We start from the raw sequence: 17494 nt of genomic DNA, 5'->3' as shown, positions 1-17494 counted from the left end.
AAACGCCCGGTTACATTCCGAACCCGGAAGCTAAGCCTCACAGCGCCGATGGTACTGCAGGGGGGACCCTGTGGGAGAGTAGGACGCCGCCGAACTAATATTAGAGCTCCGGCTTTCAGAATTTCGATTCTGAGAGCCGGAGCTTTTTTGTTTTCCGAAGGAGTTTTCGCTGACGCCGCGACCCCTCTGCGCTGGTGCAAGGAGCCTGCGGGTAAGGTCAGGGGGCATCGTTGGCTCGTTTCCCACAGGAGGCTCCCGGGTGGAGGTCCAGGAGACCCGCGTCCAGACGGACCGGGTCCTCACCATCCCGAACATCCTCAGCATGGCGCGTCTTGTCGGCGTCCCCATCTTCCTGTGGTTGATCCTCAGGCCGGAGTTCGGTGGCCCCAAGAGCGACGGCTGGGCCCTGCTCGTCCTCATGCTCAGCGGCATCAGCGACTATCTCGACGGAAAGCTCGCCCGGCGCTGGAACCAGATCAGCAGCCTCGGCCGGCTGTTGGACCCCGCGGCCGACCGGCTGTACATCCTGTCGACGATCGTCGGTCTCACCTGGCGCGAGATTCTCCCGCTCTGGCTGACGGCCGCACTGCTGGCACGCGAGCTCGTCCTGCTCGTCATGGTGGGAATCCTCCGGCGGCACGGCTATCCGCCGCCGCAGGTGAACTTCCTCGGCAAGGCGGCCACCTTCAACCTGATGTACGCCTTCCCGTTGTTGCTGCTCAGTGACGCCAGCGGTTGGATCGCGTCAGTCGGCGCTATTTTCGGATGGGCGTTCGCCGGATGGGGTACAACCCTCTATTGGTGGGCAGGAGTCCTCTACGTGGTGCAGGTCCGCCGGCTGGTCCGAGCGGACACGATGACCGATTGAGCTCGGCCCGATTGGGCGCCTGCTGCAGTGCCCCGATGGCCCCCGCTCGAGAACTGCGGGACAATCAGGACGGGTGAAGTCGGCTGTACCGTCGTCTCTTAGAGGAGGACGCTTCCGACATGAAGGCCGTCGTGATGGCCGGCGGCGAAGGCACACGCCTTCGCCCTATGACCTCAAGCATGCCCAAGCCGCTCCTGCCCGTGGTGAACCGCCCGATCATGGAGCACGTGCTCAGGCTGCTCAAAAGGCATGGGCTCAACGAGACAGTCGTCACCGTGCAGTTCCTGGCCTCGCTGGTCAAGAACTACTTCGGTGACGGCGAAGAGCTCGGCATGGAGCTGACCTATGCCAATGAGGAGAAGCCACTCGGTACTGCCGGGAGCGTCAAGAACGCCGAAGAGGCGTTGAAGGACGACGCCTTCCTCGTCATTTCCGGTGATGCTCTCACCGACTTCGACCTCACCGAACTCATCGCATTCCACAAGGAGAAGGGCGCGCTCGTCACCGTCTGTCTGACGCGCGTCCCCAATCCCCTGGAATTCGGCATCACCATCGTGGACGAGGAAGGCAAGGTCGAACGCTTCCTGGAGAAGCCGACCTGGGGCCAGGTCTTCTCGGACACGGTCAACACGGGCATCTACGTCATGGAGCCCGAAGTCTTCGACTACGTCGAGGCCGACGTCTCCGTCGACTGGTCCGGCGACGTCTTCCCCCAGCTGATGAAGGAAGGCAAGCCGATCTACGGCTATGTCGCCGAGGGCTACTGGGAGGACGTGGGCACCCACGAGAGCTACGTAAAGGCGCAGGCCGACGTCCTCGAGGGCAAGGTCGACGTCGAGGTCGACGGCTTCGAGATATCTCCCGGCGTGTGGGTGGCCGAGGGCGCGGACGTGCACCCCGACGCCGTCCTCCGCGGGCCGCTGTACATCGGTGACTACGCCAAGGTCGAGGCGAACGCCGAGATCCGCGAGCACACGGTGATCGGCTCCAATGTCGTCGTCAAGAGCGGTGCGTTCGTGCACCGTGCCGTCGTGCACGACAACGTGTACATCGGGCAGCAGAGCAATCTGCGCGGCTGCGTGATCGGCAAGAACACCGACATCATGCGGGCCGCCCGGATCGAGGACGGCGCGGTGATCGGCGACGAGTGCCTCGTCGGCGAAGAATCGATCATCCAGGGCAACGTGCGTGTCTACCCGTTCAAGACCATCGAGGCCGGCGCCTTCGTCAACACCTCGGTGATCTGGGAGTCCCGCAGCCAGGCGAATCTGTTCGGCGCCCGCGGTGTCTCCGGCATCCTCAACGTCGAGATCACGCCTGAACTCGCCGTGCGTCTCGCCGGCGCCTATGCCACGACCCTGAAGAAGGGGTCCACGGTCACCACGGCCCGCGACCACTCCAGAGGTGCCCGCGCCCTGAAGCGGGCGGTCATCTCCGCTCTCCAGACCAGCGCCATCGACGTACGCGACCTGGAGAACGTACCGCTGCCGGTGGCACGGCAGCAGACGGCCCGGGGCAGTGCGGGCGGAATCATGATCCGGACGACGCCCGGCGTGCCCGACTCCGTCGACATCATGTTCTTCGACGAGCAGGGCGCCGACCTTTCCCAGGGCGGGCAGCGCAAGCTGGACCGGGTGTTCTCCCGCCAGGAGTACAGGCGGGCCTTCCCCGGCGAGATCGGGGACCTGCACTTCCCGGCGAGTGTCTTCGACTCGTACACCGGATCGCTGCTGCGCAACGTCGACACCACCGGCGTCAGCGAGTCCGGTCTCAAGGTGGTCGTGGACGCCTCCAACGGCAGCGCGGGGCTTGTGCTGCCGAGCCTGTTGGGCAAGCTGGGTGTCGACTCGCTCACCATCAACCCCGGCCTGGACGAGTCCAGGCCGACGGAGACGGCGGAGTCGCGGCGGGCCGGTCTCGTACGGCTCGGCGAGATCGTCGCGTCGGCGCGGGCCGCGTTCGGCATCCGCTTCGACCCGGTCGGTGAGCGGCTCTCGCTCGTCGACGAGAAGGGGCGCATCGTCGAGGACGACCGTGCCCTGCTCGTCATGCTCGACCTGGTGGCCGCGGAGCGGCGCAGCGGCCGGGTCGCGCTGCCGGTGACGACCACACGGATCGCCGAGCAGGTGGCGGCGTACCACGGCACCCAGGTGGAGTGGACGACGACGTCCCCCGACGACCTGACCCGGGTGGGCCGTGAGGAAGCCACGATCTTCGGTGGCGACGGGCGCGGTGGGTTCATCATTCCCGAGTTCAGCGGCGTCTTCGACGGTGCGGCCGCGTTCGTACGGCTCATCGGTCTCGTGGCGCGGACCCAGCTCACGCTCAGCCAGATCGACGCGCGGATTCCGCGGGCGCACGTCCTCAAGCGGGACCTCGCGACACCGTGGGCCGTCAAGGGCCTGGTCATGCGCCGGGTCGTGGAGGAGGCGGGCGACCGCTCCGTGGACACGACGGACGGCGTACGGGTCGTCGAGGCCGACGGACGCTGGGTCATGGTGCTGCCCGACCCCGCCGAGGCGGTCACGCACCTGTGGGCCGAGGGCCCGGACGACACCTCCGCCGAGGCTCTCCTCGACGAGTGGGCGGCCGTGGTGGACAGCGCCGGGCGCTGAAACATCCTTCACCCGCGCGTGTCGGACAAGTGCCCCCAAGGGGGCCTGTCCGGCACGCCGGTGGGGCCATTCGGAGGTAGCACCCGCGACGTGCGACGATGTGCGGCATGCCGCAGCAGCCCCCCGTTCGGAGCAGCGCTCCGCGCCCCTCGCGCCCGGACGCCTCCATGTCGCTGCTCACCAATGTCATGGATCACAGCCTCGACGACGGATACGCCGAGGCGGCCGCCCGCAAGCAGGCCGAGGGCGAGGGTGGTCTGCCGAAGACGCTGCGAGCGAAGCTCGGACTGGCGGCGGGCCTGGTGCTCGCCGCGCTGGTGGTCACCGTGGGAGCCGCGAACGCGCGGATAGCGGCCCCGGTCGTCGCCAAGGAGCGCCAGGAACTCATCGACCGCATCGAGCGTGAGTCCTCGGCCGCGGACAAGCTGGAGAAGAACGTCGACACGCTGCGTTCCGACGTGAGCGCACGCCAGCGCGAAGCCCTGAAGAAGACCGGCGGCGAGCAGGCCGACCTGGTCAGCATCCTGTCGGGTGCCACCGATGTGCACGGCCCGGGCGTGAAGCTCGTCGTGAACGACGCCAAGGAAGCCAGCACCGGCGGCGACGGGACCAACCCGCGGGAGACGTCGGGGTTCTCCGACACCGGACGCGTGCGGGACCGTGACATGCAACGCGTGGTCAACGGGCTCTGGGAGTCGGGCGCGGAGGCCGTCTCCGTCAACGGGCAACGGCTGACCGCCCTGTCGGCCATCCGGGCCGCAGGTGACGCGATACTGGTCGACAACAAGCCGCTGGTACCGCCGTACACGGTGCTCGCGGTGGGGGACGGCCAGCGACTCAGCACCAGGTTCCAGGACAGCGCCGACGGGCTGTACCTGCACGCCCTGCAGGAGAACTACGGCATCCGGACCAGCATTTCCGCCGAGGACGACGTCCGGTTGTCCGCGGCACCGAGTGTGATCGTACGTACAGCAGAGCCGAGCACAGAGAAGGGCACATCGTGATCGCCGTACTGGGCCTCGTCGTGGGAGTCGTGGCTGGATTGTTGGTCCGGCCCGAGGTTCCGGCGGTTGTCGAGCCGTACCTTCCGATCGCCGTCGTCGCGGCGCTCGACGCCGTGTTCGGCGGCCTGCGCGCGATGCTCGACGGCATCTTCGACGACAAGGTCTTCGTGGTCTCGTTCCTGTCGAACGTGGTCGTCGCCGCGCTGATCGTCTTCCTGGGCGACAAGTTGGGCGTGGGCGCCCAGCTCTCCACGGGTGTCGTCGTCGTCCTCGGTATCCGCATCTTCTCCAACGCCGCCGCGATCCGCCGGCACGTGTTCCGGGCGTGAGGCCGATGAGCAACGAAGACGAGACCCCCGAGAACCCGCTGCGCAGAGAGCTGCCGGAAGAGGTCCCCGCCGCCGCGGAGGCCCCGGGCCCCGCACAGCCGGAGCCGGGCGCCCGGCCGTCGTCCGCAGGTCGCCGGCGGCTGGCCGACGGGCTGTGGCCTCCGCGCGTCTCACGCGCCCAACTCATCGTCGCCGTGCTGCTGTTCGGCCTCGGCTTCGGCCTGGCCGTCCAGGTGGCGTCCAACAGTGACGGAGACAGCGCCCTGCGCGGAGCCCGCCAGGAGGATCTCGTACGCATCCTCGATGAACTCGACAACCGCACTCAGCGTCTTGAAGACGAGAAGCAGGGACTCGAGGACCAGCGCACCGAACTGGAGAGCAGCTCGGACCAGGCCGAGGAGGCTCGCAAGCAGACGGTCGAGAAGGAGAAGCAACTCGGCATCCTCGCGGGCACCGTGGCCGCCCAGGGTCCCGGCATCACGCTGACGATCGACGACACGAAGGGGACGGTCAAGGCGGACATGCTGCTCGACGCGATCCAGGAGCTGCGCGCCGCGGGCGCGGAGGCGATCCAGGTGAACGGAGTGCGTGTCGTCGCCGGTACCTATCTGGCCGACTCCGGAGGCGGGGTGAAGGTCGACGGGAACAAGATCACCCAGCCGTATCGTTTCAAGGTCATCGGCAAGCCGCAGGACCTGGAGCCGGCGCTGAACATTCCGGGGGGTGTGGTGCAGACGCTCGAGAAGGAGCAGGCCACCGTCACGGTGGAGCGTTCGACGAAGATCGTCGTGGACGCCTTGCGACCGGCGGAGCGGCCTGACTACGCTCGGTCGTCCTCCCCGTGAGGTGGGTCGCATGAGGTCCGCCGGGCGAGGGCATGAGGTTGCGGGGGGTCGGCGCACCGAATGGGTGGTGCGTGGTGGAAACTGTCTGGTGGATACGGACGTTGTGAGGATGTCCGGGTCGACCGGTGTGTTCAATCAGTGTTCGTCCTGCCCCACGGGCGGGTCTGTTTCGGTCAAGGGGAATCGCCCGTGAAGTTGTTTGCGAAGTTGTTCGGCAAGAGCACGCGAGAGGGCAGTGGTGACAACGCGACCGCCCGTCACCGTGCACCGCGCCAGGGAGACGGGGCGGAGGCCCAGAGCGGCGACCGCCCGCTGTTCCGTGACCAGGTCGGCGGTGCCGGTGGTCCCGGCGCGCCGTCTGTTGACCCTGCCCAGTCGGGCCGCATAGGTTTCGGGGAACCGTCAGCCTCAAGCTCGGGTGGAGGGTTTACCTCCGATCCGTATGCGTCCCAAGCCCCTGGTGGGCAGCCGCGGCAGGAGGATCCGTCCATGTCGGCCCTGGTGTGTACGAGGTGCGGGAACCGGAACGCGGAGAACAGCCGGTTCTGCTCCAACTGTGGTGCCCCGCTGCGGGGCGGCGCGGAGCGCCCCTCCGAGACGACGTCCACGATCTCGATCTCCGGGATCGAGGCCTACGACGCCGAGGTGACGGGCCAGACGCCCTCGCCGATGCTCTCCCCTGAGGCGCAGGCGGCGGTCGACGCGCTGCCGCTCGGCTCGGCGCTCCTCGTCGTGCGCCGCGGGCCGAACTCGGGCAGCCGCTTCCTGCTGGACGGTGACCTGACCACGGCCGGGCGTCATCCGCAGAGCGACATCTTCCTCGACGACGTGACCGTGTCGCGCCGTCATGTGGAGTTCCGTCGCGTGGCGGACGGTTCGTTCACCGTCGCCGACGTCGGCAGCCTGAACGGGACGTACGTCAACCGGGAGCGGATCGACCAGGTCGCCCTGTCGAACGGTGACGAGGTGCAGATCGGCAAGTACCGGCTGGTGTTCTACGCGAGCCAGCGGGGCGTCTGACCCTCCCCCAACTCCGTCCGGGGGGACACCGAGGGATGTCCATGCTTCAAACACCGAGCGGCGGTGCCGGCAGCGGCACCGCCGCGGACAGTGGTCTGATGAGCATCGGCGCGGTGCTGAGCCAGCTGCGCGACGAGTTTCCCGAAGTAACCATCTCCAAGATCAGATTTCTGGAGTCGGAGGGACTCGTCGAGCCGCGGCGGACCCCGTCGGGGTATCGCAAGTTCAGTGCGAACGACGTCGCGCGCCTCGGTCACGTCCTGAGGATGCAGCGTGACCACTACCTCCCGCTCAAGGTGATCCGCGAGCATCTGGACGCGCTGGAGCGCGGTGAGCAGGTGCGTCTGCCCGCTGTGGGCCGCCAGCGCGACTCCGGTGACGGAGAACCCCTCGGAGAGCTCTACGGCGGGCCCGAGGGGCCGACAGCGGCTCGGGTGGGCCGCGCGGAGCTGCTGGCCGCCGCGGAGATCGGTGAGCAGGAACTCGAGGAGTGGGAGTCGTACGGCCTGATCGGCCCCTTGCCGGACGGTGTGTACGACGCCGAGGCGGTGACCGTCGCGGCGCTCGTCGTGGAGCTGGGCCGGTTCGGGATCGAACCGCGCCACCTCCGGGCGATGAAGGCGGCGGCGGAGCGCGACGCGGGCCTCGTGGACCAGGTGGTTGCCCCGCTGCGGCGCCACCGCAACCCGCAGACGCGGGCGCACGCGGAGGCCCGTGCGAAGGAGCTGGCGGGGCTCACCGTGAAGCTGCACGCGGCGCTCGTGCAGACCGCCCTGGGCGTGCGACTTCGCTGATCGGGGCACCGTCGCCGCCGGTGGATCGGCCACCCGTTCTGTGCCCGACTACCCAAACGTCCCGAGCACGGCCTAGGGTTGCTGTGTGAACGAGCTCGATGTCGTAGGTGTCCGGGTGGAAATGCCCTCCAACCAACCGATCGTGCTTCTGCGTGAAGTGGGAGGCGACCGCTACCTCCCCATCTGGATCGGACCGGGGGAGGCGACGGCGATCGCCTTCGCCCAGCAGGGCATGGCCCCCGCACGACCGCTGACCCACGACCTGTTCAAGGACGTGCTGGAGGCGGTCGGCCAGGAGCTCACCGAAGTACGGATCACGGACCTCCGTGAGGGTGTGTTCTACGCCGAGCTCGTCTTCGCGAGCGGGGTCGAGGTCAGCGCGCGTCCCTCTGACGCCATAGCGCTCGCCCTGCGCACCGGAACGCCGATCTACGGCAGTGACGGGGTGCTGGACGACGCGGGTATCGCGATCCCGGACGAGCAGGAGGACGAGGTGGAGAAGTTCCGCGAGTTCCTCGACCAGATCTCGCCCGAGGACTTCGGCACCAACAGTCAGTGAGGCCGGCGGCGCGGGAGTCGGTTCGTCGGCATTTGCCCGTGGCGAGTGTGGTGTGCCGCGGCCCGCGCCGAGCGCATTCGGCTAGCCTTTCCCCGCGGTAGGACACGGCAAACCACTCCTTGGGTGATTATCACTCGGCGTGCCGAGTGTGGCGATCGTTGACGCGCCCCTGGTGACTGCCTACCGTCGAGAAGGCAGGTCAAGGACGGAGGTCGGCGTGAGAAGCAGCGGCGACGGTACGGCTGGGGGTGCCCCCGGACGCGGTCTGGGGGAGAGCGGCCCGTACCCGCTTCATGGCAGCGCGGCCGATCACGTTCCGCGGCGGCCGACGGCAGTGTCCGACGAGGGAGGGGCTGTTCCCGAAGAGGTCGGCTACCGGGGACCCACGGCGTGTGCCGCCGCGGGTATCACCTACCGGCAGCTGGACTACTGGGCGCGGACCGGTCTGGTCGAGCCCAGTGTGCGACCGGCCTACGGGTCGGGGACGCAGCGGCTCTACAGTTTCCGTGACGTGGTGGTTCTGAAGATCGTCAAGCGATTCCTGGACACCGGGGTGTCGCTGCAGAACATCCGCACCACGGTCCAGCACCTCAGAGAGCGTGGTTTCCAGGACCTGGAGCGCATGACGCTGATGAGCGACGGCGCGACGGTCTACGAATGCACCTCTCCCGACGAGGTCCACGCCCTGCTGCAGGGCGGACAGGGAATCTTCGGCATCGCTGTCGGCGTGGTGTGGCGGGACGTCGAGAGCGCCCTGTCGCAGCTCCACGGAGAGCGCGTGGACACCGGGGAGACGCTCCTCGCCCACAATCCCGCCGACGAGCTGGCCCGCCGGCGCAACCGGGCTGTGTGACCGGAGCGCTTCCGATGACGTGATGCCCCGGCGTTGCCGGGGCATTGTCAGTGGCGTAGGGCAGCATCGGACATGTGAGAACCGCGCCCACGATCCTGCATCTCGACATGGATGCCTTCTTCGCCTCGGCGGAGCAGGCGTCCAAGCCGAGTCTGCGCGGGAAGGCCGTGGTCGTGGGCGGCCTCGGGCCGCGCGGAGTCGTCTCCACCGCTTCGTACGAGGCCCGGGTCTTCGGGGTGAACTCGGCGATGCCGATGGCCCAGGCCCGCCGCCGCGCACCGAACGCCGCGTATCTGGTGCCGCGCTTCGGGCTCTACCGCGAGGTCAGCGAGCAGGTGATGGGTCTGTTGCGGGCCCTGTCACCGCTGGTGGAGCCGCTGAGTCTGGACGAGGCGTTCGTGGACCTGGAGGCGGGCGGAACGGCCTGGGACGAGCGCTCGGCGCGGCTGGCGGGGGCGAAGCTGCGGGCGGACATCAGAGCGGTCACGGGGCTCACGGGATCGGTGGGGCTCGCCGCCTCCAAGATGCTGGCGAAGATCGCCTCTGAGCAGGCGAAGCCGGACGGTCTGGTGGTGATCGATCCGGGCACCGAGCGTGAGCTGCTGGGGCCGATGTCCGTGCGGACGCTGCCGGGTGTCGGGCCCGCGACCGGGGACCATCTGCGGCGGGCCGGGATCACCACGGTCGAGGAGATCGCCGAGGCGGGCGAGGACGAGCTCGTACGGCTGCTGGGGAAGGCCCACGGGCACGCGCTGTTCGCGATGGCGCTCGCGCGCGACGACCGGCCTGTGGTGTCCGACCGGGAGGCCAAGTCGGTCTCGGTCGAGGACACGTACGACGTGGACATCCACGACCGGGTCCGCGTCGGCCTGGAGGTGCAGAGGCTCGCGGACCGTTGCGTGCGGCGGCTGCGCGGGGCCGGGCTGTCGGGGCGGACCATCGTGCTGAAGGTGCGCCGGTACGACTTCTCGACGCTGACCCGGTCCGAGACGCTGCGGGGGCCCACGGACGACCCCGGGGTCGTCCAGGAGGCCGCCGCGCGGCTCCTGGAGGGCGTGGACACGACCGGGGGCGTGCGGCTGCTCGGGGTCGGTGTCTCCGGGCTCGCCGACTACACGCAGGAGGACCTGTTCGCGCAGGCACAGGCGCAGGCGCACGCCGAGGCCGCGGCAGCGGCGGAGCCGTCGGCGGAGGAGCATGCCCAGGCTGAGCCGGACACGGGTCCCGCGGCCGGGAAGGAACCGCCCGCGGAGCGGAGGTGGTCCGCGGGGCACGACGTCCGGCATGCCGAGTTCGGTTACGGATGGGTGCAGGGAAGCGGTCTGGGCCGGGTCACGGTGCGGTTCGAGACGCCGTACTCGGAGCCGGGCCGGGTGCGGACCTTCCGGACGGACGATCCGCGACTGGAGCCGGCGGATCCGCTCCCCCTGGTGGAGCGGAGACCCGAGGAGCCCGGGCGGACACCGGCGGACGTGGAGCCGGGGGCGTCAGAGGGCGGGGCGCCCGAGTCCGGCCCGACGGCCCGGGTGGTCCCGGGCGCCGGGGATCAGGTGTCCTCGGATCCCGCGAGCCGGCCGAAGTCACGGTCCGGCGGAGGCGGAGGGGACGCCACGTCGAGTCCGTAGTGGTGGTAGAGCTGGAGCTCCTGCTCGGGGGAGAGGTGCCGGCCGACGCCGAAGTCGGGGGCGTCCTTGATCAGGGCCCGGTCGAAGGGAATGCGCAGGGTCCCCTCGACGACCTCACTGGGTTCCAGGGGCACGAACGCGTCCCTGCTGAACAGACCGGTGCGTATGGCCGCCCATTCCGGGACCCCGGTCGCGTCGTCGAGGTAGACCTCGTCGATGGTGCCGATCTTGGTGCCCTTGCGGTCGAACGCCTTGCGGCCGATCAGGTTGCGCGGATCGATGTCGGTCTGCACGGTCCCTCCACGTGTCGTGGTCGCAAACTCATCCGTAAGCAGTACATCCGTAAGCACTACAAAAGAGCACATTCGGGCGGGCGGCCACTCGAAGGCAGGTGTCTTGTCCCCGCTGGTACGCTGGCCAACGGCTGCTGATCCCGTGCGGGAGAGTCCTCCAGACTTCACCGGAGGCGCCGAAGGAGCAAATCCTCCCCGGAATCTCTCAGGCTCACGTACCGCACGGACGAGGTCACTCTGGAAAGCAGGGCGGGTGTCGATGGCCCCCGCCCTCACCGACGGTGAAAGCCGGGACGTCAGCGGACGGCCCGGTGAAGCTCTCAGGTTGAGATGACAGAGGGGGAGGCCGTCGGGGTACCCGTGCCGGGGTACCCCTCGAAGGTCGCGTCAGACCAGGAGGCCTCCGCCATGACCGCCCATCGCATTCCGCTCTCCGAGCTCGAACAGGGAATCCCCTTCGAGCAGCGCCACATCGGGCCCGACTCCGAAGCCCGGGCCAAGATGCTCGCGCAGGTCGGATACGGCTCGCTCGACGAGCTGACGGCCGCCGCGGTGCCGGACGTGATCAAGAACGCCGAGGCACTGAAGCTGCCGGCCGCGCGCACCGAGTCCGAGGTGCTCGCCGAGCTGCGTTCGCTCGCGGACCGCAACCAGGTGCTCGGCTCGATGATCGGCCTCGGTTACTACGGCACGTTCACGCCGCCCGTGATCCTGCGCAACGTCATGGAGAACCCTGCCTGGTACACGGCGTACACGCCGTACCAGCCGGAGATCTCGCAGGGCCGGCTCGAGGCCCTGCTGAACTTCCAGACCGTCGTCGCCGAGCTGACCGGTCTGCCGACCTCGGGCGCCTCGCTGCTCGACGAGGGCACCGCCGCCGCCGAGGCGATGGCGCTGTCCCGGCGCATGGGCAAGAACAAGAAGGGCCTCTTCCTGGTCGACGCGGACGCGCTGCCGCAGACGATCGCGGTCATCGAGACCCGCGCCGAGCCGGCCGGTGTCGAGGTCGTCGTCGCCGACCTCGGTGACGGTATCCCGGCCGACCTGGCCGGGCGCGAGATCAACGGCGTGCTGGTCCAGTACCCGGGCGCCTCCGGTGCCGTACGCGACATCAAGCCGCTGATCGAGCAGGCGCACGCGCTGGGTGCGGTCGTCACCGTCGCGGCCGATCTGCTCGCCCTCACGCTGCTCACCTCGCCCGGTGAGCTCGACGCGGACATCGCCGTCGGCACGACGCAGCGCTTCGGTGTCCCGATGGGCTTCGGCGGACCGCACGCCGGCTACATGGCGGTGCGCGAGAAGTTCGCCCGCAGCCTGCCCGGTCGTCTGGTCGGTGTGTCCGTGGACGCCGACGGGCACAAGGCGTACCGCCTCGCCCTGCAGACGCGTGAGCAGCACATCCGTCGCGAGAAGGCGACGAGCAACATCTGCACGGCCCAGGTGCTCCTCGCCGTGATGGCCGGCATGTACGCCGTCTACCACGGCCCCGACGGCCTGCGGACCATCGCGCGGCGCACCCACCGTTACGCCACGGTGCTGGCCGCCGGGCTCACCGCCGGCGGTGTCGAGGTCGTGCACGGCGCGTACTTCGACACGCTCACCGTGCGGGTCCCGGGCCGCGCCGCCGCCGTTGTGGAGCGTGCCCGCGACCTCGGCGTCAACTTCCACGGTGTGGACACCGACCACGTGTCGATCTCGTGCGACGAGACGACCACGCGCGCGCAGCTCGCGGCCGTGTGGAGCGCGTTCGGTGTCGACGGCGACGTCGAGGCGCTGGACGCGAGCGCGGAGGACACCCTGCCCGCCGCCCTGCTGCGCGGCGACGAGTACCTCGCGCACCCCGTGTTCCACCAGCACCGTTCCGAGACCGCGATGCTGCGTTACCTGCGCAGGCTCTCCGACCGCGACTACGCGCTCGACCGCGGGATGATCCCGCTGGGCTCCTGCACGATGAAGCTCAACGCGACCACGGAGATGGAGCCGGTCACCTGGCCCGAGTTCGGGCAGATGCACCCCTTCGCGCCCGCCGAGCAGGCCCAGGGCTACCTCACGCTCATCCACGAGCTGGAGGACCAGCTCGCCGAGGTCACCGGCTACGACAAGGTGTCGCTGCAGCCCAACGCCGGTTCGCAGGGCGAGCTGGCCGGTCTGCTGGCCGTCCGCGGCTACCACCGGGCCAACGGCGACGACCGGCGCACGATCTGCCTCATCCCCTCCTCCGCGCACGGCACCAACGCCGCGAGCGCCGTGATGGCGGGCATGAAGGTCGTCGTCGTGAAGACGGCCGACGACGGCGAGATCGACGTCGAGGACCTGCGTGCCAAGATCGAGCAGTACCGTGACGAGCTGTCGGTGCTGATGATCACGTACCCCTCGACGCACGGTGTGTTCGAGGAGCACGTCGCCGACATCTGCGCCCAGGTGCACGAGGCCGGCGGCCAGGTCTACGTCGACGGCGCCAACCTCAACGCCCTGGTGGGTCTCGCCAAGCCGGGCCACTTCGGCGGCGACGTCTCGCACCTCAACCTGCACAAGACGTTCTGCATCCCGCACGGCGGCGGCGGTCCCGGCGTGGGCCCGGTCGGCGTGCGCGCGCACCTGGCCCCGTACCTGCCGAACCACCCGCTGCAGCCCGCGGCCGGTCCCGAGACGGGCGTCGGTCCGATCTCCGCCGCGCCCTGGGGCTCCGCGGGCATCCTGCCCATCTCCTGGTCGTACGTCCGGCTGATGGGCGGCGAGGGCCTCAAGCGCGCCACGCAGGTGGCCGTGCTCTCCGCCAACTACATCGCCAAGCGCCTGGAGCCGCACTTCCCGGTGCTGTACACCGGCCCCGGCGGTCTGGTCGCGCACGAGTGCATCATCGACCTGCGTCCGCTGACCAAGGCGACCGGCGTCAGCGTGGACGACATCGCCAAGCGCCTGATCGACTACGGCTTCCACGCGCCGACGATGTCGTTCCCGGTGGCCGGCACCCTGATGATCGAGCCGACCGAGTCCGAGGACCTGGGCGAGATCGACCGGTTCTGCGACGCGATGATCGCGATCCGCGCGGAGATCGAGAAGGTCGGCTCCGGCGAGTGGGCCGTCGACGACAACCCGCTGCGGGGGGCGCCGCACACGGCCGCCGCGCTCGGTGGCGACTGGGAGCACGCGTACAGCCGCGAGGAGGCCGTGTTCCCGGCCGGTGTCTCGAAGGCCGACAAGTACTGGCCGCCGGTCCGTCGGATCGACCAGGCCTACGGCGACCGCAACCTCGTCTGCTCCTGCCCGCCGCTGGACGCCTACGAGGACTGATCGGCACGCAGGACGCGAGCGGCTACGGGGAGTGACCACCCGTGGACATGCGTCGGGGCCGGTTCGGAGAGTACGTCTCCGGGCCGGCCCCTCGTGTGTCTGGGCGGCCTGTCAGGGCCGCCCGGGTGTGCGGGTCAGGCCGCTGTCATCACCGCGGCGCCGCCCAGCGGGCGGTGCGGGGCGATGATCCGGCCGTCCGGCAGGAGCTCACCGGTGTCCTCGAAGAGGAGAACGCCGTTGCACAGCAGGCTCCACCCCTGTTCCGGGTGATGCGCCACGAGACGGGCGGACTCCCGGTCGGCGGACGCGGCTGACGGGCACGGTGGCTGGTGCTGGCACATGGATGGGATCTTTCGCTGGGTCGAGAGGTCAGTGATGGATGTGGTGTCTGTCCCGCGGCTCGATGTACTCATGGCCGCCCCCCGTTGATGTGTGGTCTGGAACCCAGTGTTGCCCCACGGGCGTCGATCCGCAGGGATTTGACGGCACCGCTTCTCACAGGTTGATGACGCATCACCCGTGCGGACGGTTCATCCCAACTGCACTACCTCTTCGGGTGGTTCGAGGTGACCGAATAGGGCTAGTCCGCTCGGGTCCGGAGCGCGTCGTCCCTCGTACGAGCGTTGCGGAGCCCCGATGAGCGGATCCGCGGTCCGGGGCCGTGACAGCGCTGTGCCCCGCGGCCGGCCGTCGGCCGCGGGGCACGGTGGTCGTCAGGTCAGGCGGGTGAGCCGAGCAGCGGGCCGGGAGTGACGGGGGTGACCCGGTGGGTGAGCACCGGGAGGAGTTCGGCGACGCGGTGCGGACGGTGGGCGGCGATGCCGGGCGGGGCGGGGGCCAGCGGGACGAGGAGGTCGGTGGCGGCCGGATGGCCGTCGGCGCCGTCGGCCGTGATGTCGCCGTGCAGCCAGAGGGTGAGCATGTACAGCTCGGGTACGGACAACAGGCGTGCCTGGTAGGGCTGGTGCATGGCCTCGGCCTGCCCCAGGGCGTGTTCCGTGGCGGCGATGTAGGGCCCCTCGAAGAAGCGCGAGAAGGCCCAGCCGTCCGGCGTGAGCATGGTGTCGGCGGCGGCCACCGCGCGGTCCCCGCTGCGGAGCAGGAAGCGCCAGCCGGCGAGCCGGGTGGCCGACGCGCCCGCGGGCGTGATGCGGTCCAGGACATGGACCGGCAGCGGGAGTTCGGGCGTGATCGGTCCCTGTGCCAGGCGCAGGGAGGGGGTGCGGGCTTCGCGGACGGCGGTGGGAGAACCGAGTGCCGTGAGGACGGTGCGCAGGGCGGGCGCGGGAGCCGGAGGTACGTGCAGCGGCATGGTGGGTCGCCTCTCGTTCGACAGGCACAGTGGCGCGAGGGAGGGGGCGGACGGCGCTGTCAGCTCTCGGGTCAGAGGGGCGTGGGTTCTGGATCCGCCGACAGGAATGCCGCCTGTCGTCATCACCGTGACGACAGGACCTAGGACCGCGAGCGCAAACTCTCTGCCTCGGTAGCGGAGTTTATACGACACGTGTTCATACAGTGTTTCGGCTAGTCGTACCGAATATGAAGAACAAGGCACTATTCGGTCGCGAAAACGCGCGCTTCATCCCGGTTCTGTGTGGCCGCACCGCGGTGACCTCGGAATATTTCACCGGAGCGGTCGGCCGATACTCGTCGGCGTTTTTCACGAGATCATGCCGACGGTAAACTTGCTTATTGCCGCATGCCTCGTGAATGTGCCCGGGGAAACGGATCCCAGCGTAGCGGCCGATGGGCGCGCGCGGGACGTTATGGATCGCGTTGCCGGGGCATCATCTTCCGTACCCGGGACGCCAAGGCCGCCGGATCGTCGGCCTGCCCAGTCGAGGAAGGACATCGCGATGGGGGAGAAGGTCGTTGCAGGGCCGTTCGACCTGAGCGACCGACAGCGCCACCGCGACAAGCTCCGGCAGTGTCTGACGGTGCTGGAGAGGCTGTTGGAGGAGAAGAGGTTCGATCGGCCGCAGAACCTGATGGGCCTGGAGATCGAATTGAATCTCGCGGGACCCGACGGCATGCCGCGCATGATGAATGCGGAAGTACTGGAGCGGATTGCGAGCAAGGATTTCCAGACAGAACTCGCCATGTTCAACCTGGAAGTCAACATAGCCCCACACCGCTTGGGCGGCCGGGTATTCGACCGGCTCGCCGAGGAGTTGCGCACCTCACTCGCGTACGCCCATCGAAAGGCGAGCGAGGTCGATGCGGGAATCGTCATGATCGGCATCCTGCCGACCCTCGGACAGGACGACCTGGTCTCCGCGAACCTGTCGGACGTCGACCGGTACGCCCTGCTCAACGACCAGATCGTCGCCGCGCGCGGTGAGGACTTCGTGCTCGACATCGACGGGGTGGAACGCCTGGTCTGCCGGTCGGGATCCATCGTGCCCGAAGCCGCCTGCACCTCCGTGCAGTTGCACCTGCAGGTCACCCCGGGCCGCTTCGCCGACGTGTGGAACGCCGCGCAGGCGGTCGCCGCGCCGCAGGTCGCCGTCGGCGCCAACTCGCCCTTCCTGTTCGGGCACGAACTGTGGCGGGAGTCGCGGCCCCCTCTCTTCCAGCAGTCCACCGACACCCGCCCGCCAGAACTGAAGGAGCAGGGGGTGAGGCCCCGCACGTGGTTCGGTGAACGCTGGGTCACCTCGGCCTACGACCTGTTCGAGGAGAACCTGCGGTTCTTCCCGCCGCTGCTGCCCATCTGCGACGAGGAGGACCCGCTGGAGGTCCTGAACGCCGGCGGTGTGCCCAAGCTCGCCGAACTCGTGCTGCACAACGGCACCGTGTACCGGTGGAACCGGCCCGTGTACGACATCGCCGACGGCGTTCCGCATCTGCGGGTCGAGAACCGGGTGCTGCCCGCCGGTCCGACCGTCACCGACGTCGTCGCGAACGCCGCCTTCTACTACGGGCTGGTACGCGCGCTGGCCGAGGAGTCCCGGCCCGTGTGGACGCGGCTGCCCTTCGAGGCCGCCGCCGCCAACTTCGACGCGGCCTGCAAGCACGGCATCGAGGCGCGGCTCGAGTGGCCACGCCGGGGACGCCACAGCGGCACCACCCAGGTGGACGCGGCGAACCTGATCCGCGACGAGCTGCTTCCGCTCGCCGCCGCCGGACTGGACGCCTGGGGCATCGAACCCGCCGACCGGGACCTGTACCTGGGCGTGATCGAGGACCGGTGCCGACTGCGCACGAACGGCGCGACCTGGCAGGCCGCCACCTTCCACCGGGCGCTGGAGAAGGGACTCGGACGGGACGCCGCGCTCGCCGCGACGACCAGGCGCTACGGCGAACTCATGCACCTTGGGGACCCGGTGCACACCTGGCCGGTGGGGCTGCCGGAGCCGGCTCCGCTGGTGTGAGGCGACGCGGGCGGCGGCCCG

15 protein-coding genes, 1 rRNA gene and 1 riboswitch are annotated in these 17494 nt (G+C 69.2%); of the genes, 13 read left to right on the top strand and 3 right to left on the bottom strand.

What is annotated here, in order from left to right; translation table 11 throughout:
• The 11 genes from rrf to ACIRQH_RS18410 form a co-directional block, all read left to right on the top strand.
• Nucleotides 1–95, top strand: a 5S ribosomal RNA gene (gene rrf, locus ACIRQH_RS18460); the annotation flags it as partial.
• Nucleotides 96–259: 164 nt separating this feature from the next.
• Nucleotides 260–868 carry a CDP-alcohol phosphatidyltransferase family protein gene (locus ACIRQH_RS18455; protein ID WP_358819212.1) on the top strand — a complete coding sequence of 203 codons (609 nt, stop codon included), beginning with the start codon at nucleotides 260–262 and terminating at the stop codon, nucleotides 866–868.
• 119 nt (nucleotides 869–987) lie between these two features.
• Nucleotides 988–3483 carry a mannose-1-phosphate guanyltransferase gene (locus ACIRQH_RS18450; RefSeq protein ID WP_358819211.1) on the top strand — a complete coding sequence of 832 codons (2496 nt, stop codon included), beginning with the start codon at nucleotides 988–990 and terminating at the stop codon, nucleotides 3481–3483.
• A gap of 98 nt (nucleotides 3484–3581) precedes the next feature.
• Nucleotides 3582–4487, top strand: a complete 906-nt coding sequence (locus ACIRQH_RS18445; protein ID WP_358819210.1) for a DUF881 domain-containing protein — start codon at nucleotides 3582–3584, stop codon at nucleotides 4485–4487.
• On the top strand, nucleotides 4484–4816 hold the full coding sequence (locus ACIRQH_RS18440) for a small basic family protein (RefSeq protein ID WP_003988855.1): 333 nt from the start codon (nucleotides 4484–4486) through the stop codon (nucleotides 4814–4816). The genes ACIRQH_RS18445 and ACIRQH_RS18440 overlap by 4 nt, the downstream gene beginning before the upstream one ends.
• Nucleotides 4817–4821: 5 nt before the next feature.
• Complete coding sequence (locus ACIRQH_RS18435) at nucleotides 4822–5661, top strand: DUF881 domain-containing protein (RefSeq protein WP_358819209.1); 840 nt, start codon at nucleotides 4822–4824, stop codon at nucleotides 5659–5661.
• A 60-nt stretch (nucleotides 5662–5721) separates the two neighbouring features.
• Nucleotides 5722–6681, top strand: coding sequence for an FHA domain-containing protein (locus ACIRQH_RS18430; protein ID WP_358819208.1), 960 nt, complete (start codon nucleotides 5722–5724; stop codon nucleotides 6679–6681).
• Nucleotides 6682–6722: 41 nt separating this feature from the next.
• Entirely contained in the window at nucleotides 6723–7475 is a 753-nt protein-coding gene (locus tag ACIRQH_RS18425) for a MerR family transcriptional regulator (RefSeq protein ID WP_358819216.1), read from the top strand.
• An 85-nt stretch (nucleotides 7476–7560) separates the two neighbouring features.
• A complete protein-coding gene (locus ACIRQH_RS18420; protein ID WP_006123076.1) occupies nucleotides 7561–8034 on the top strand; it encodes a bifunctional nuclease family protein in 474 nt (157 codons plus the stop codon).
• Nucleotides 8035–8251: 217 nt separating this feature from the next.
• The gene (locus ACIRQH_RS18415) at nucleotides 8252–8887 is read left to right on the top strand and encodes a MerR family transcriptional regulator (RefSeq protein WP_404226577.1); all 636 of its coding nucleotides are present in this window, start codon (nucleotides 8252–8254) and stop codon (nucleotides 8885–8887) included.
• Between the two features lie 74 nt (nucleotides 8888–8961).
• Nucleotides 8962–10512, top strand: coding sequence for a DNA polymerase IV (locus ACIRQH_RS18410; RefSeq protein WP_388874197.1), 1551 nt, complete (start codon nucleotides 8962–8964; stop codon nucleotides 10510–10512).
• On the opposite strand, the gene ACIRQH_RS18405 is transcribed toward ACIRQH_RS18410, so the two are convergent.
• On the bottom strand, nucleotides 10434–10805 hold the full coding sequence (locus tag ACIRQH_RS18405; RefSeq protein ID WP_388874194.1) for a PRC-barrel domain-containing protein: 372 nt from the start codon (nucleotides 10803–10805) through the stop codon (nucleotides 10434–10436). The two genes, ACIRQH_RS18410 and ACIRQH_RS18405, sit on opposite strands and share 79 nt — an antisense overlap.
• 135 nt (nucleotides 10806–10940) lie before the next feature.
• A riboswitch (glycine riboswitch) is annotated at nucleotides 10941–11036 on the top strand.
• A gap of 177 nt (nucleotides 11037–11213) precedes the next feature.
• Here ACIRQH_RS18405 and gcvP point away from each other — a divergent pair.
• A complete protein-coding gene (gcvP, locus tag ACIRQH_RS18400) occupies nucleotides 11214–14099 on the top strand; it encodes an aminomethyl-transferring glycine dehydrogenase (protein ID WP_388934827.1) in 2886 nt (961 codons plus the stop codon).
• A 134-nt stretch (nucleotides 14100–14233) separates the two neighbouring features.
• On the opposite strand, the gene ACIRQH_RS18395 is transcribed toward gcvP, so the two are convergent.
• Complete coding sequence (locus ACIRQH_RS18395) at nucleotides 14234–14440, bottom strand: DUF5999 family protein (RefSeq protein ID WP_081223229.1); 207 nt, start codon at nucleotides 14438–14440, stop codon at nucleotides 14234–14236.
• Between the two features lie 377 nt (nucleotides 14441–14817).
• Nucleotides 14818–15411: a hypothetical protein gene (locus ACIRQH_RS18390; protein ID WP_358819203.1), complete on the bottom strand. Its 594-nt coding sequence runs from the start codon at nucleotides 15409–15411 to the stop codon at nucleotides 14818–14820.
• Nucleotides 15412–15955: 544 nt separating this feature from the next.
• Here ACIRQH_RS18390 and ACIRQH_RS18385 point away from each other — a divergent pair.
• Nucleotides 15956–17473, top strand: a complete 1518-nt coding sequence (locus ACIRQH_RS18385) for a glutamate-cysteine ligase family protein (protein WP_358819202.1) — start codon at nucleotides 15956–15958, stop codon at nucleotides 17471–17473.
• Nucleotides 17474–17494: the final 21 nt, after the last annotated feature.

This window comes from Streptomyces sp. NPDC102279 (genome assembly GCF_044766365.1).
Classification (GTDB): Bacteria; Actinomycetota; Actinomycetes; order Streptomycetales; family Streptomycetaceae; genus Streptomyces.
Note: the sequence above shows the minus strand (reverse complement) of the source record. Positions and strands in the feature narration are given on the sequence as shown.